At 57.9% G+C, this 13,475-nt stretch carries 14 protein-coding genes, 2 tRNA genes and 2 pseudogenes; 9 read left to right on the top strand and 9 right to left on the bottom strand.

Annotation, left to right across the window (positions count from 1 at the left end; translation table 11 throughout):
* Positions 1-6: 6 nt before the first annotated feature.
* A complete protein-coding gene (locus tag J0X27_RS16320) occupies positions 7-720 on the bottom strand; it encodes a DUF192 domain-containing protein (RefSeq protein ID WP_207270195.1) in 714 nt (237 codons plus the stop codon).
* Positions 721-782: 62 nt separating this feature from the next.
* On the opposite strand from J0X27_RS16320, the gene J0X27_RS16315 reads away from it, so the two are divergent.
* Positions 783-856 (top strand) — tRNA-Val (locus J0X27_RS16315).
* A 270-nt stretch (positions 857-1,126) separates the two neighbouring features.
* On the opposite strand, the gene J0X27_RS16310 is transcribed toward J0X27_RS16315, so the two are convergent.
* On the bottom strand, positions 1,127-1,573 hold the full coding sequence (locus J0X27_RS16310) for a DUF7344 domain-containing protein (protein ID WP_207270194.1): 447 nt from the start codon (positions 1,571-1,573) through the stop codon (positions 1,127-1,129).
* 221 nt (positions 1,574-1,794) lie between these two features.
* On the opposite strand from J0X27_RS16310, the gene J0X27_RS16305 reads away from it, so the two are divergent.
* The 7 genes and pseudogenes from J0X27_RS16305 (at position 1,795) to J0X27_RS16275 (ending at position 6,641) form a co-directional block, all read left to right on the top strand.
* Positions 1,795-1,868, top strand: a tRNA-Phe gene (locus J0X27_RS16305).
* Positions 1,869-1,951: 83 nt separating this feature from the next.
* Positions 1,952-3,007, top strand: a pseudogene (locus tag J0X27_RS16300) (DUF7845 domain-containing protein).
* A 117-nt stretch (positions 3,008-3,124) separates the two neighbouring features.
* Positions 3,125-3,787, top strand: a complete 663-nt coding sequence (locus tag J0X27_RS16290; protein ID WP_207270190.1) for a DUF998 domain-containing protein — start codon at positions 3,125-3,127, stop codon at positions 3,785-3,787.
* A gap of 320 nt (positions 3,788-4,107) precedes the next feature.
* The gene (locus tag J0X27_RS16285) at positions 4,108-4,377 is read left to right on the top strand and encodes a hypothetical protein (protein WP_207270189.1); all 270 of its coding nucleotides are present in this window, start codon (positions 4,108-4,110) and stop codon (positions 4,375-4,377) included.
* A 467-nt stretch (positions 4,378-4,844) separates the two neighbouring features.
* Positions 4,845-5,162: a hypothetical protein gene (locus tag J0X27_RS16280; RefSeq protein WP_207270187.1), complete on the top strand. Its 318-nt coding sequence runs from the start codon at positions 4,845-4,847 to the stop codon at positions 5,160-5,162.
* Complete coding sequence (locus J0X27_RS18005) at positions 5,159-5,347, top strand: hypothetical protein (protein WP_224214543.1); 189 nt, start codon at positions 5,159-5,161, stop codon at positions 5,345-5,347. Before J0X27_RS16280 ends, J0X27_RS18005 begins: the two co-directional genes overlap by 4 nt.
* A complete protein-coding gene (locus J0X27_RS16275) occupies positions 5,298-6,641 on the top strand; it encodes a ComEC/Rec2 family competence protein (RefSeq protein ID WP_224214544.1) in 1,344 nt (447 codons plus the stop codon). The genes J0X27_RS18005 and J0X27_RS16275 overlap by 50 nt, the downstream gene beginning before the upstream one ends.
* A 10-nt stretch (positions 6,642-6,651) precedes the next feature.
* Here J0X27_RS16275 and J0X27_RS16270 read toward each other — a convergent pair whose 3' ends face one another.
* A complete protein-coding gene (locus J0X27_RS16270) occupies positions 6,652-7,428 on the bottom strand; it encodes a hypothetical protein (RefSeq protein WP_224214545.1) in 777 nt (258 codons plus the stop codon).
* Positions 7,429-8,094: 666 nt separating this feature from the next.
* Entirely contained in the window at positions 8,095-8,223 is a 129-nt protein-coding gene (locus J0X27_RS18145) for a hypothetical protein (protein WP_277410031.1), read from the bottom strand.
* Between the two features lie 137 nt (positions 8,224-8,360).
* On the opposite strand from J0X27_RS18145, the pseudogene J0X27_RS18265 reads away from it, so the two are divergent.
* Positions 8,361-8,700 (top strand): annotated as a pseudogene (locus tag J0X27_RS18265) (DUF7845 domain-containing protein).
* A 664-nt stretch (positions 8,701-9,364) separates the two neighbouring features.
* Here J0X27_RS18265 and J0X27_RS16260 read toward each other — a convergent pair.
* From J0X27_RS16260 to J0X27_RS16240, 5 genes are all read right to left on the bottom strand, one after another.
* Positions 9,365-9,970 carry a beta-class carbonic anhydrase gene (locus J0X27_RS16260; protein WP_207270184.1) on the bottom strand — a complete coding sequence of 202 codons (606 nt, stop codon included), beginning with the start codon at positions 9,968-9,970 and terminating at the stop codon, positions 9,365-9,367.
* Between the two features lie 176 nt (positions 9,971-10,146).
* Positions 10,147-10,659: a DUF7519 family protein gene (locus tag J0X27_RS16255; protein ID WP_207270183.1), complete on the bottom strand. Its 513-nt coding sequence runs from the start codon at positions 10,657-10,659 to the stop codon at positions 10,147-10,149.
* The gene (locus J0X27_RS16250; RefSeq protein ID WP_207270182.1) at positions 10,656-11,981 is read right to left on the bottom strand and encodes a DUF58 domain-containing protein; all 1,326 of its coding nucleotides are present in this window, start codon (positions 11,979-11,981) and stop codon (positions 10,656-10,658) included. Before J0X27_RS16250 ends, J0X27_RS16255 begins: the two co-directional genes overlap by 4 nt.
* Positions 11,974-12,540: a DUF7269 family protein gene (locus J0X27_RS16245; protein WP_207270181.1), complete on the bottom strand. Its 567-nt coding sequence runs from the start codon at positions 12,538-12,540 to the stop codon at positions 11,974-11,976. The genes J0X27_RS16250 and J0X27_RS16245 overlap by 8 nt, the downstream gene beginning before the upstream one ends.
* Positions 12,541-13,473, bottom strand: a complete 933-nt coding sequence (locus J0X27_RS16240; protein ID WP_207270180.1) for a DUF4129 domain-containing protein — start codon at positions 13,471-13,473, stop codon at positions 12,541-12,543. It lies immediately after the preceding gene.
* Positions 13,474-13,475 lie beyond the last annotated feature (2 nt).

Genomic DNA, 13,475 nt, shown 5'->3' with positions numbered 1-13,475 from the left:
AATTACCTACGAATCGAAATAGGTCCCCGCAGCGGCGGCTTCGGGTGCGACTACGTCGCGATCCGCCGTCGCGGCGAACCGCTCGAGCGAGTCGGACTCCGAGCCGGTGATGACCGTTCGGTTCGACTCGAGATCGATCTCGACCTCGTCGCCGACTTCGATCCCCGTCTCGTTCGTGTACCCGCGTGGCAACTCGAGGACCCACTTCCCACGGCCCGAGTACTGGAGATCGTTCCCGTTCTCGTCTGGACCGGGCGCGCGGGCGTGGTGGATCGTCGTGATCTCGCGGTCCGCACCGATGAAGATGATATCGATATCGAAGTCCATCTCGCGCATCACGTAGGTTTGCTCGTCCTCGCTACTGTGGATGAACAACATCCCAGTGCCCCGCTCGAGGGAGTCGTGGTTACTCAGTCCGGTGATGCGTTCGGCACGATCGTCTGCGACCTCGACATCGACGACAGCCTTTGGTTCCCGCTCGTTGCCATCGGTGCCATCAGTTTCGTCGGTGGAATCGTCACTGGCGGCGGTGGTCTCGTTGCCAGTTCCATCGTGGGGTTCTGTGGTCGATTCGCCGTCGGAGTCGTCCCCGAAAACGCGAACTTCTCCGTCGTCAGGGCCCCAGGGGACCGAGACGAGTCCCACTTGAACGAGGACGACGCCGGCGACAGAAAGGATCGCGATCACCAGTAATCCCTTCCATACGTACTCGAAGACCATGGACGATAGCTGCGCGACGAGAGAGTAAAGGTTATTCGGACGGATCTACTCGTCTCGGGTACGGGCTCGTGGTCTAGCTGGTCATGACGCGGCCTTTACAAGGCCGAGGTCGGTGGTTCGAACCCGCCCGAGCCCACTTCCTGCTGGGAGCACCCTCGCGAGCAGCAGGTATGTGGACCGAAGGCGGTTCGAACGACGGAACGAGCGAGCGTCAGCGAGCGACGTTCAGGTGGTTCGAACCCGCCCGAGCAAACGATCGCTATCACGAAACCTCGTGAGCAACAGAGACGGAGAGGAGTGCGGACGCAGTACGCTCGAGCGAGAGACACAGCCCCGACCGCATTCGACTCACGCACGATCACGATTCGACCCGGTCGCTGTCACGACCGCGACACCTCGAGGGGAGTTACTGCTTGAGTCGCGCGACGTTCTCCCGAATCTGCCCGAGCAGGCCATCGCCGGACTCGGTCTGGAGGGCGGCGTACAGCGTGGAGTTTTCCGGCTCGTCCTCGACGACGATCTGGAGGTACGGCTCGAGTTGCTCGAAACTGTCCGCGAGGACGACGGTGTGGTTGTCCTCGTCGTGGTCGACGACGCCCGCGTCGTCCAGTTTCGGAACGTGGCACTGAACCGACGAGACGTAGACGCTCTTGTACTCGTTTTTCGCGACCTCGTCAGGCGGCACGTCGTGTTCCCAGCCCGCGACCGTTTCGGCCAGCGTCGAGAGCTCGATGGGATCGTCCCGCCCGCGCAGCGCATAGAGGAGATATCGACGCCGGCGGTTCGCTAACAGCTCGAGGATCGTGTCGGCATCGAGTTTTTGATTCTCTTGACTCGAGGTAAGGGCTGCCATAACACGATATTACCTTCCAGGGCGCAAAAGGGTGTCTTGAATATCTGATGTTCCAACAGACAGCGGGTAATCGAACATGGATGTCACAGTATCGTCCCTCTTCTCGAGTTTTCGAGACCATACTCGAGTGTTCGGATCCCGTTGGGGGCTCGTGTAAGCTGGGTGGAACAACGATTCCGATTCGAAATCCTTTTTTATACCATGGACGGAGATAGAGGTGCGCCGCCTTAGCTCAGACTGGGAGAGCACTCGACTGAAGATCGAGCTGTCCCCGGTTCAAATCCGGGAGGCGGCATGTCCTTCTCGGTTTACATGCCGTAACCACAAACCCCCTACTCAGTGGTCTCTATGCCGTCGTTCGCAAGGGGGTGAGCGCGGGTGCAGCTGATCGAGACCGCGCCTCACGAGTTCGCGGCTCACTTCCTCTTCGACGAGTACGGTCTCGATCCGTTCTTCGCGTGCGACCGACGGATCAAGGACGGCGATGGGAGCCAGCGCGCGGAGTTTGAATTCGCGGGTGAGTCATGGCAAGTGACGCTCTCCTATCGAGACTCCGGCCTCGAGCATCCTGGCGAGCAGCTCCCGACTGGCACCGAGTTCCGACTCGCAGAGATGCGCGAGTTCGATCTCAGTGTCGAGAGCGGCGAAGACATCGTCGGCGAGCGGTCGTTCCACGCTCATATCGCGCCGCGATGGCAGGGGATGCGAAGCAAGGGCGGTAACGAAATCAGCGTCCCCGACGATCTCGACGAAGGAGTGAATCTCCACGTTCAGGGCTCGAATATCGAATTCGATCGCTATCACCCACTGATCCAGCACGCGATGCGCGCGGTCGGTATCAACAGTCGGTACTTCGACGAGCTACACGAGTTCTCGACCGTTCTGGATGCTGAGCGATACGTGCGCATCCACAAGAACGAGAGTGGCCCAGTTCACGCGCGGGACGGTCCGATAGCCCAACTGGGACACTTGCTCGAGAACGACCGCACGGGCCGACGCAAACTCGTTCAGTACAACAGCGATGAACACGCTCGAGATCGTCCCGGGTACTATCACACGGCGACTCTCGGCCCACGACGTGTCCGTGAGGCGTTTCCATCGCACGAGCTACCGAAGGAAGTGAAACACTACTACGCGCACCACGCGGTGAGCCTGGACGACAACCGCTCGATAGCGCATTCAAAAGTAGGTGCGTCCTACCAACGTTCATTCTGAAACGGCCAACTCGATGCCTCCCCGACCGATCTCGAGCGTCTCAATCGAGAACTCGAGGAGACGCTTCTCAGCGTCCTCGCGGAAGCCGCCCTTCCGCTTCGATCGGGAGCCGGAACCTACGTCGAAGATGCCTATTTCTCTGTCGAGGACTCCGACCGAGATCGGGACATTCTCGGACACTGCTTGACCGACCGTCACGGAACTCTCGAACGCCATTAGTGGTACTGATGCTTGTCAAGTGATGCGTGCTGAATACAGAGGGTATAGTCTGCAGGGATGCGCTCATTTCACCCCCGCATAGTCTTATCTCCCGACGAGATGTACGTCTGCTTGCCAATGACTGATTCTACCCCTGATGGAACTCGAGCACGACCCGGGGATTCGGAAGTGTCGATCGCAGGATTTAGCATGGTGTTGTCCGGATTCGTTGCCTTCATGGGGATTATCACGGCAGAAGTCCTCTATCCGAATTATTCGACGCGACAGGACATCAGTGACCTCGGATCGACGCGGCCACCAGATCCGATTATCCACGAACCCTCCGCGACGATCTTTAACAGTACGATGCTAGTAACGGGGGTACTTGTGCTGGTTGCCGCCTATTTCGTCTATCGCGCCATGGACCGCCGTGATTTCTCAGTTGGACTCGTAATTTTTGGAGTCAGCATATTCGGCGTCGGTGTGTTTCCCGGAAACGTAACTCCGTGGCACGGATTGTTCGCGCTTCTGACCTTCTTTAGTGGCGGTATCACAGTCATCCTCTCGTCACGGGTTGTCTCCGGACCGTTCTCCGTTCTTTGTGGCCTCTTTGGTGGCATCTCCCTTCTCGTCCTCGTGAGCGTGTTCGTCTATGGACTCGTTATCGGTGGCCCGCACCCGCTGGCGTTTCTTGGGAGCGGGGGAATCGAGCGCTGGGTCGTCTATCCACTCGTTCTTTGGATTCTCGCCTTTGGAGGCTACCTATTAGGTATCGCTGATATCGACTCTGCGTCGTTCTGACCAGTGAACGATACGCGCACCCTATTCAGCACGGCATCCCGAATATAATTCAATTCTGATATAACACTCAGCGTTAAATTGATATCTGTATTTAACAGATCATGATGTCCGGAATTGCTCCTTCGCGGACACCGTCTATGGGACGAGGTGACTTTGCCTTTATTTATAAGAAAGGAGGGGGTGAGGTAGTGCATTATGACGTATCATCTATAGTAGAGCGTATCCTCCCTACCGATCTACTCGCCACTGACTCATACTGGTAATATATTCCACCTCCTCTCTGCGAAAAATATCCCAACGAGTGAATTGAATGTTGAGACATGTCTGACTACCGGGTAAGCTTCAGAAATATCGAAGAAGGGGTTGCGAGGATGGCGTTGTACAAAGATAGTGAGCGGGAACGGTTCTTCATTTGGGATCCGGATGAGTTCCCTGACGAGATAGGCGACAATGCTCAGTTCCGACCGACATTTGAGGACGAGAAAACCGTTTCCCTGGAATACGATCAAGAACTCACGGAGGAAGTGAAAGAAGAGATTCAAAACAATATAAACGAAGGTCCATTCGATTTCGGTGAGAAAGATGAATAGCGGGTCAGAGGGTACGGAAAACACCGACTTTGAGATCTATACATTGGATTGAGGCTAAGCAGATGCACACCTTGTAGTTACGCCAGACGGTGAACGGATCCTAATCGATGCTGATGTGGCTGAGGCCGGTGACGAGCTGGACGATGTATTATCTGACCGAACTACAGGAGAGAATATAGAAAGACGATACGAGCTTGATCAAATGGCCGTCACGCAGTTCACGACGATACTGTTGCTGGCTTTGGGGACACATCTAAAACTGTATACAATGAACTTCTATCAATATCGAACCGAGACACGATTCTGTTGACGAATAGGATGGCTGAAGTGACGAGTAATTTGTAGTCTGCCTCTCGGAGCATGAAAAGCTATATTTTTCTCTCTACTAAAGGAGATCATAATGTCCGAAGATTGGATCGATACTGAAGGCTTTGCCAGCGATATACTGTCTAAGGGGTGAACTGGATATGAGTAATACTGGAGATCAAAATTATTATATGAAATTCACTAATATCGAGGATGGAATTGCAAGGTTCACCCTCTACAAGAATAATAAGGCGATTCGTGGGTTCAACGAGCGCATTGAAAATGTTCCTGACGAGTACGACATAGGTGATTACTTCTCTACACAAATTAACTCTGAGGGCCCTGATGAGACCGATTTCGATCCCGAGAACCTCAACTTTGATCCCGAATTAACCGAGAAAAAAAGAAAAGAGAATGAAGAAGTGATCGATGAGTTCAAACGGTTACAATCATCTGCCGAAAAAGAATTAGAAGAATGAGTGGGAGTCCTGCACAGAAAATTTTCTCACTCGATGTCGGCCAAGCAGATGCTAAACTTGTCGTCTCTTCTGATGGCACGAAGACGCTTATAGATGCAGATGAGTCGAAAGTGATTGATGAATTAGAGCGGGTCTTTGAAGAAGAACTCTCAATCGATAGCGATAAAGAAAAAAAAAACGATTGACCACTTTATCGCAACCCACATTCATCAGGATCACATACTTGGCCTTTTCGACCTGAAGCAGTCCGGGTACAAAATAAACAGTGCTTCACAACCAAACTTAGCAAGATTTGAGGTGGGTGAAGAAAGGGGGCAGGTTGATCCGGATCTCTTTAGAAACTACATTGAAGCACTGTCTGAGCACGGTATTGCAGCAGACAATATTAACAACCTCAGCAGTGGAGACACTATCGAATCAGTCTCTGGTGAGATTCTATCACCACCAGCAAAATCGGGGACTGTTCCGTTTAAAAGCCCAAAGACAGAACGTGAGCGGAATTTAAAACCTGAAAAGGCAAACGAGAACGGCCTCGTTATTAAACTCGAGTCGGACGCAGGAAAATCGACGCTTCTTATGGGCGATATGCAGGATAGTAGCGCCCACCACGGAGAAGACTGGCTCGTTAAACAACATCGGGATGGCAACCTAGATCTAAATGCAGATACACTGCATATCGGCCATCACGGTTCTGATAAAGCTACAAAAGATGGGTACGGCGACACAAACAAGGGGAGTTTCCTTAGCGCCGTTAATCCAGATCAGGTAGTTGTATCCAGTGAGTTAGAGAGTGAATATTCACATCCCAGAGATGAGGTATTGGAACGGCTCGAAGAGCATGGAATAGATGTCTTCTGGACGGGTGTCCACGGGACGATCAAACAGGAAGGTGACAAAGAAGCAGAAATAGAACAGATTCCAGAAGTTGATGCCGCATCCCCAGCCGATATTTTGGCACTGAAGTACTTCGCAAAGGCCAATGACGTGACTCAGGAAGAGATCGCTGCTCTTGAAGAAGGCTCAATCTCTGCTGAGGATCTTCCGCGAGACACACCAGAGATCGCGTTCAAATCTGACTATCTCGAGACTGCATCCAAAGCCTCAGACACGATTCGACGCTACCCCAAAGATGCCGAGAGACTCACCCTCAATCGCTTCCCCAACGCGATGAGTACCGAATACGTAAGCGTCGACGAACACGGAGCCGAATCATCTGTCGCAGAAGGCAATGCAGATGATCTTTCGCAGGAAGCTCAACAAGTGAGTCAATCACTTGGAGCAGCCACTGAGGCGTCCCTAGAGGACATTCGAGAGCAGCGCCAGAAAGCCCTCCAGCGACTCGCTGATACGTCCCCACAGTCGATGTCTCGGTCTTCACAAACGGCGTCTACAACATCGGACCAGTCTACCTCACAAATCCACACCGGAACGAAGCAATCCAGTCAATCAGAAGAATCTGATAAGCGAGGCCGAAAATAAACCAAATCCATTACCTGATCCGTGACTGAGCCAGCCGGTACGTCTGCTCAGAGATATCGAGTCTGAGTGAGTGTTTGTTATGAAGATATTCGAGTAGTTGGCTTGCTTTCGGATCGTGATCGAACGCCTCCGGATCGTGGAGCGCAGCTGTAAGCATGATTTCGTAGAACCGTTCACCTACGTCGTCGCCCTTCTGAAGAATGATCGAATCAAGTTTGTCCGTCCGGAATTGCACGTAGGGGTCAGCGAATCGGTCCTCTGGATATTCACATGGAATTGCCGTGATGGCCGTCGCCGCGGCGATCCCAACGTGGGCATCGGTTGTCTCCACCACCACTCGTTTGAGTACGTCCGCTATCGCCAGCGTCGAGGACTCGTCGAGCCCTTCAGCGTGAGCGAGTGCACGACAGCCATACACTTTCGCGAGTCGACCACCGTCGACGATTCTGGTGAGCAACAAATCCAGGTCAGATTCTACGATACCAGGCTGTGTCTCAGCCAAGACAGCGATCACCCGCATTGCATGGCCAGCAACGGTCCCACCGGACTCTACTGGTCGCGTGTCAGCCAGTAATTCTACGAAGTCCGTGCTGTAGCGCTCAACCTGTTCAGGTGTTTGCGAGGCAACCTCTGCGAAGAGTGCTACCGCCGAGACAGCTTCTGCTGCGCTCCCATTCTCAATGTCCGTCCACCAGTCTTCGATTTCAGAGTGGTCTATTCTTTGAGTTTCTGTCCAGCTTTGAAGCTGTGAGATCCGATCGTTCTCTCCTTCCGCACTACTAGACATTAATACAGGATACGAAATAAAGATATGTAACTCTGTTCAGTGAACTAGTGACGGCACTTCCGGATATCTGGGACGTGCTCGACGCTGAATCTCGATCGAAGTACGTACAGCAGCTTCAGGAGCAGCAGGAACAAACTGGATAATCGACACACGGTTAGTGGGGGGTTCTGGGCTCTTCTTTGCTGCTCGAAGTCCCTAATCCCCTTCGTTCGTTGCTCGTTGCTGGTCGTGGTTCCCTTCTACCCCCTTGCAGTCCCCGCCTTTTGCCTGGTCGTCGCTGGTCGTTTTGCCTCGAGTCGGAGCCCCCTCCGCAGATAGCTGCTACTCTTCGCCTGTTTGCTGGTCATCTTTCCCCATTCAGGCAAATCGCCTCCCTCTTACTCGTTTGGAAATGGACCGAAGCGCCTCCCACTCTTCGTCAGTGAAACCAGCGTGACGCACTAGATCTGCGATCTCTCTGTTACTCAATGGCTCTCCCTGATTCAGTTTCTCACGAGCGGCTTCGTAATCGATCACTCAGACGCTCCAGTCGACATCAGTTTCGTGAATCCATCGGAGGATGTCCTTTGCGGCTCTCTTCTCTTCGAGAGCATCTGCGAGTCCACCAACGTTCTCGGAGATCCGAACACAGTGCCTGACGAGCTTCGCACGGCGCTGCTTACCGTACTAACTCCCGAGGAGGGCGAGTTGTCTGTCGAAGTCGATGAGGGCCTCCTGATCGTTGCTACTGAGATCTTCGCTTTCCTCGATACGCTCTTCCAGCCGTTCGAGTCGACGGTCAGCATTGCGAGTCATCGTCTACTCAGGGAGTTGTCGTATGGGCACGTAAACCACCGGTTGGGGTCCGGGAGGCGGCACGACCGTCTCGGTTTACACGCCGGAACGACAATCGCCCCTACTCAGGAGTCCGTTCGTCGCTTCTCGTCACGGGGGTGAGCGCGGGTACAACTGATCGAGACCGCACCCACGAGTTCGCGGCCCACTATCTCTTCGCCGAGCACGGTCTCGATCCGTTCTTCGCGTACGACAGCCGACTCAAAGACGGCGACAGGAGTCAGCGTAGAGAGCAGCGACGACGTCGTCGGTGAGCGATCGCTCCACGCACACATAGCTCCGCGTTGGCAGGAAATTCAGAGCAAGGGTGGCGGGATGATCTCCATACCCGATGATCTCGAGGAAGGGGCAAATCTCCACGTCCAGGGCTCGAATATCGAATTCGATCGCGATCACCCGCTGATCCAGCACGCTCTCGCCCCAGGAAATATTCAATGACAACCCGTTACAGTGCTTGAGCGTGTTTTTAATATCTGCTGAGGAGTATAACGAAAACTGTGCAAGCCCCATCGAAACGAGTTGGCCGAGTAACGCTCTGGAATCAACGCTTCGTTGGAGTTATGTCACGCTTACTCGAGTTACTTTGGGATTGCACCGTACGTGGGCCCAACCGTAATGATTCGGAGAGTTCACTTTCACCGGCAGTAGATCAAACCAGCCTACCAAGCGTCAGAGACGAATTGGTGGGTACTCTCGAGACAATACATTATTATACATTGAATTATAACTAAATACTATGAATATAATTGAACTACTGGCTGAAATAGTCGAGGGGTACATCTCCGGCGGGGTGGATGAAGCCGTAGCAGAAGGTGCCGAGGAGACGGCGGAAGAAGCGACCGGCAGGGAGCTCTAACGGCAGCCAACCCGGCCGGAGCACGGTCTCGAGTTCGAATTCCGGCGAACAGGACTCCCCGCTGATCGCTGCGACCGATTTCGGTGCGGCGATAGTAGCACCTGAACGTCATTGCACACCCGATCGCACGACAGCGTTGCGACCAGTGTGTCAATCGTTTCAGTTGCTACTATAGTACGAGGGACAGTCGACGGCGACAACGCTCGAGTCGCCCGTCGAAGCGAGCGAGTCCCTGCCGAGGGGCGCTCAGGTCCGTCGCTCGCTGATCTCCTCGCCGACGCGGTCGCCGGGCCGGCGGAGCTCGCCCGACTCGACCTCGTAGACGTATCCGGTCACGGTCACGTCGTCCGGAACGAACGACGACTCGCGGAGGTGTTCCACCTGGGCGGCGCAGGCCTCGTCGATATCGTCCGTCATCTTCACCCAGTCCATGATGTCGGCGTCCCCGATGGTCAACTCGGGCAGCGACGGATCGAGGTCCGTCTCGTCGAGGTCCCCAACCTGTGCCTCGAGTCCCTCGCGAACGGCTTCGTCGGGTGCGCTCATCATCCCGCAGTCGGTGTGGTTGATCACGATGATCTCGTCGGTGTCGAAGAAGTTCGTCGTCAGTGCGGCCGAACGGATGACGTCGTCCGTTACCTTGCCGCCGGCGTTTCGGAACACCTGCGCGTCTCCCAGTTCGAGGCCCAGCGCCTCCTCGATGGGGATTCGTTCGTCCATGCAGGCGACGACGAGCAGGTTCTCGTTCGTCGGGACGCCCTCCCGACGGCGGCGGGCCCAGGTTTCCCGGTCGTCGACGGTCGCGTCGACCCGTTCGTGGTGGTGGTCGTGGTCGGAGTGGTCGTCGGACATCGAGAACAGACACGGCTGCCAGTAGCTGAATAGTTCCGGTTGCCCTCGCGATTACCGTTATCGAGAAGGTGCGGAGAATGCTACCGGTACTGGTCCGGTGATCGACGGTCGTTCCCCAGCCACGTTCCGATGAGCCGTCCGTGTCGACGCGAAAGATCGGCGCGTCTCAACCAGCGTCACTGCTCGAGTTCGCGGAGGGCAGCCAACAGCGCTGTCGCACCGATCAGTAACGAGACCAGAGTCAGCACCGATTGCCCGCCGCTGGCGAACAGAAAGACGAGATAGACGGGCCCAACCCCGACTGTGGCGACCGTGATGGTGACTGCCGCATGGGCCAACTCAAGACGCCGCGTCCTGGCCCGCGGGCCGAGTTGGTCGCCGAGGGTTATCGCACGTTCCCCGAAGTCCCAGGCGACGAAGGTAGCTGCGACTGCGAGGACGAGTCGCGCGGGCTCACCGCCGGCAACCCCCGTTACCAGCGTGGCACACCAGAGGGCTGCACAGCCACCGACCACGATTCGCCGGTCCGACCGCCAGAGGCCGCCGACGACGAGGGCGACGCCGAGCGGAGCGAGCAGGATCGTCCAGCCGGCACCGCCGAGGCCCGTCACGCCCGCCACTCCTGCAGCCCCGACTGCGAGGCTCGAACTGATTCTCGACGGGGTGGTCCGTATTCCGGCGTCGGTCATTGCCATCCCTCCTCGGCCCGCTCGAACGCGACCGCAAGCGGCTCCGACATCTGGCAGTCGATGACGCGAACGTTCGCCCGTTGGAGCGTCTGTATCCGCTCTCTCCGAGAGAGTCGGGCGACTCGAGCCCCAAGCGTCTTCCGGTCGGTGACATCGGGACTGACGACCGTTACGGCGGTTCCGGCGGCCTGCAAGCGTCGGGCGATCGTAACGGCGGCGTCGTCGGCAAGCGGTGAGCAAAAGAGGACCTGTGCGTCGTCCGGGAGGTGTACCTCGAGTTGGCGAAGCTGCAAGGCGGTTTGGCGGTCGACGTCGGGTGAGGGTGTGGCCAACTTGTGTGTCCGGATCCGTTCGCGTGGCGGACTCGAGGACAGTGTAGGGGTCGTCGCCAGCAGGTTGCGTGCGCGTTGGCGGTGCGTCTCGCCCGCAGACGGGCCGAGCCACACGAACTCGGATCCGACCGCCGTGATGCCCGCCCGGTTACCGGCGTCGAGCAGTCCAGCGAAGATTTCCCCGGACGCCCGAACGCTCCATTCCACGGCATGCGTCCCGGAAGTATCGTCACTGACTCCCACGTAGGCCGACGGCCGTGCATCGACGAAGAGGAGGGCCGTCGCCGTTCGTTCCTCGCGGAAGTCGAGCGTCGTTAGCTCGCCGGTCCGTGCGCGTCGCGCCCAGTCGATGCGGTTCACCCGATCGCCCGGTCGATAGTCGCGAACCCCGTAGAATTCGGTGCCGCTGCCGCCGCTGTCGGTCGGGATCTGCCCGCCGTAGTGGGAGACCAGGCGTCGAAGCGGTGGCTCACACGAGCCGTCCATCGACGGCGAGCAGGTGAGCGTCGTTTCGACGCGCTCGCGTAGCGCCGTCTCGGAGGCTCCGTTGAAGCTCCGGCAGACGACGCGGACGGGATCGAACTCGTGGGTCCCGCGTTCCGCTCGGATCGTGTACGTATGCGTCAGTGATTCGCCAGCATGCAACACGGTCCCGAGATGTGGCGATCCCTCGGGGACGCCGAGTGCTGTGGGGACTCCATCGACGATGCGGACGTCGGGCAACAGCCGGTTGCCGCGGTTTTCGAGGGTCAGGCGGACGGTGACGTGCTGACCCGGCGTCGGCGTTCGATCGTCTATTTCTCGCGTTATTCGGATCTCGGGTTCCGGCTGCGTTCCGAGTCTGGCGTAGGCTGCGAACACGACACCGACGGCAGCGAGGAGGAGGACGCCCGGCTCGCGCGCGAGTAATCCGGCTGCGGCGGCGGCCCACGCGATTGCGTCGACGCCCGCCCACCGGTTCGTCGGCCGTTCGGTCGCCGTCTCACTCATCGGGGCCCTCCATGCGTTCTTCGAGGGCGGCGACGGCGTGTCGCACTCGCCGCTGGAACAGCGTCTCACGGCCCAGTCGCGAACGGATTCGATCGCGCCACGTCGGGACGTACTCCTCGGTGAACAGGGCGGCTCCGACGGGATCGTCGGTCCACGTCCCACGCTCGAGACGCGTTCGGACGACCTCGGTCGAATCGCCGGTCTCCGCGACGAGTATCCGAACGGCGACGTGTCTGAGATAGCGCGTGAGACGGGCACGGCGGTCAGTCTGCGTCTGATAGCTGCTCAGTTCGAACGTCCGATCGACCGTCTCTCCCGGGGGCGTCGGCGATTCGACCCGGTGGGCGTCCGGGAGCGTCGCACGTTCCCACGGGGAGTTCCAGACGGCACTCGCGGTCCGGACCGTCTGGACGAGGGCGAGGATACCGAGCAGCGGGACGAACGCATCGCTACCGCCAAAGAGCGCTGCGACGCCGGGGATCCACATCGCAACGATCCCGAGTCCCACGGCGACGACGCCGCCGGCGATCAACGCGCGTCCGACCACTGGACTCCCCATCTAGCTCCCTCCACCCGGGGGTACACTGTCCGAGTCAGCAGCTGTCGTGTGACCCTCGTCGACGGTCTGGAAACTTGCTTCGATGCGCTCGAGGGCGTTCCGCGCGCGTGTTTCTCTATCGGCCGTCGCCTCGAAACCGCCGTAGCGTACTTCCTCGAAGCGTGCAGTCAGCTCGTGGACGGCGTCGGGATTGAGGCCCGCTTCGATAGCTGCGTCGGCGAACTCGCCCGGCGTACTCGATTCCGGACTGGGTACGTCGAGGTGGACCGCCATCTCCCGCCACGCCCGGTGGATCTCGGTCTCGAAATCGACACTGGCATCGAGACGCTCGGCCGCGTCGCCGGCGGCACGTGCTGCCGCCGCCCCGTCCGAATCGTCGTCGGCCTCGACGTGAACTGCCGACTCAGCACCACGATCGGTGAGCGAGACGGAGAACAATATCGCGGCGAGGGCAAGTCCCGCGAGGAGGACCGCGCCGAGGAGCACGGCGGGGACGACTGGATCGGACCCGCTCCCGGAGCCGCCGACGCGACCCAGCGGGAGTCGCTCGAACTGTCTGTACACGATCGTCGCTGCGCCACCGGTTGCGCAGTCGGTGAGCACCAGATACAAGCCGAATGCAGGGCCGCCGACGCCAGCCCCGAACGCGATCGCCTCGAGGCGACTGTAGCGGTGCCAAACGAGCAGGCTCCCGCCGCCGAGGGCTCCGAGGAGGCCGACCGTCGCCCAGGGCGTCGCGAGCCAGGAAACGCAGGGGGGACCTGGGGAGACACCGGGTCGATCACCGTTCGATACCGGGGATGGGCTCGCTCCGTCACCAGTTCCACCGCCAGGAGCGGGATCCACCGTCGAATCGAGCGTTGCCGCGGCCAGCGAGAGCGCGAGCACACAGACCGCCGCGACGATGAGGAGACGGTGTTGCCGTGGTCGCATAA

The organism is Natrinema longum, assembly GCF_017352095.1.
Taxonomy (GTDB): Archaea; Halobacteriota; Halobacteria; order Halobacteriales; family Natrialbaceae; genus Natrinema; species Natrinema longum.
Note: the sequence above shows the minus strand (reverse complement) of the source record. Positions and strands in the feature narration are given on the sequence as shown.

Coding starts and splice junctions, on each gene's coding strand:
- J0X27_RS16320 (WP_207270195.1), bottom strand. CDS start 720: ATGGTCTTCGAGTACGTATGGAAGGGATTACTGGTGATCGCGATCCTT.
- J0X27_RS16310 (WP_207270194.1), bottom strand. CDS start 1,573: ATGGCAGCCCTTACCTCGAGTCAAGAGAATCAAAAACTCGATGCCGAC.
- J0X27_RS16290 (WP_207270190.1), top strand. CDS start 3,125: ATGACTGATTCTACCCCTGATGGAACTCGAGCACGACCCGGGGATTCG.
- J0X27_RS16285 (WP_207270189.1), top strand. CDS start 4,108: ATGTCTGACTACCGGGTAAGCTTCAGAAATATCGAAGAAGGGGTTGCG.
- J0X27_RS16280 (WP_207270187.1), top strand. CDS start 4,845: ATGAGTAATACTGGAGATCAAAATTATTATATGAAATTCACTAATATC.
- J0X27_RS18005 (WP_224214543.1), top strand. CDS start 5,159: ATGAGTGGGAGTCCTGCACAGAAAATTTTCTCACTCGATGTCGGCCAA.
- J0X27_RS16270 (WP_224214545.1), bottom strand. CDS start 7,428: ATGTCTAGTAGTGCGGAAGGAGAGAACGATCGGATCTCACAGCTTCAA.
- J0X27_RS18145 (WP_277410031.1), bottom strand. CDS start 8,223: ATGACTCGCAATGCTGACCGTCGACTCGAACGGCTGGAAGAGCGTATC.
- J0X27_RS16260 (WP_207270184.1), bottom strand. CDS start 9,970: ATGTCCGACGACCACTCCGACCACGACCACCACCACGAACGGGTCGAC.
- J0X27_RS16255 (WP_207270183.1), bottom strand. CDS start 10,659: ATGACCGACGCCGGAATACGGACCACCCCGTCGAGAATCAGTTCGAGC.
- J0X27_RS16250 (WP_207270182.1), bottom strand. CDS start 11,981: ATGAGTGAGACGGCGACCGAACGGCCGACGAACCGGTGGGCGGGCGTC.
- J0X27_RS16245 (WP_207270181.1), bottom strand. CDS start 12,540: ATGGGGAGTCCAGTGGTCGGACGCGCGTTGATCGCCGGCGGCGTCGTC.
- J0X27_RS16240 (WP_207270180.1), bottom strand. CDS start 13,473: ATGCGACCACGGCAACACCGTCTCCTCATCGTCGCGGCGGTCTGTGTG.